Raw genomic sequence first — 417 nt, 5'->3', positions numbered from 1 at the left:
TTAGTTGTAGACTATATTGGAATAGGAGATGCACTTAAAAAAGCATTAAGACAATATACAGCAAATGATCAAAAGACAACTGGAGTAGATACAGAAAAAGCTGTAGCTCTTATGATTGAACACTATGAAATTGTAAAAGAGATATTCCATCACTTTGATTATTCAAAATATAAAAGCGGTAGTGCTTTAGATAGAGCTAGAGTTATTATAGAGGGGATGGATTACATCTTAGGTTTTGAAAATGATGAACCTGAAATTAAGAAAAGATTTATTGATAATGTTTTAGCACTAGCTAAGGCTCACTCTCTATGTATAACAACTTCTAATGGACAGGCTTTAAATGATGAGATAAGTTACTTTAAAGCTGTTAAAGCTAGTGTTATTAAGTTAGAAACTGAGGATAAAGGAGATAATCCT

1 protein-coding gene is annotated in these 417 nt (G+C 30.9%); it reads left to right on the top strand.

Annotated features, from left to right (window positions below; all coding sequences use genetic code 11):
- Positions 1-417, top strand: a 417-nt coding sequence (locus L988_RS09695) for a type I restriction enzyme endonuclease domain-containing protein (RefSeq protein WP_047383803.1), incomplete at both ends; no start/stop codon positions are given.

The sequence above is a fragment of the Cetobacterium sp. ZWU0022 genome (assembly GCF_000800875.1).
Classification (GTDB): Bacteria; Fusobacteriota; Fusobacteriia; order Fusobacteriales; family Fusobacteriaceae; genus Cetobacterium_A.
The sequence above is the reverse complement of the archived record's forward strand: the minus strand, read 5'-3'. Positions and strand labels throughout refer to the sequence as shown.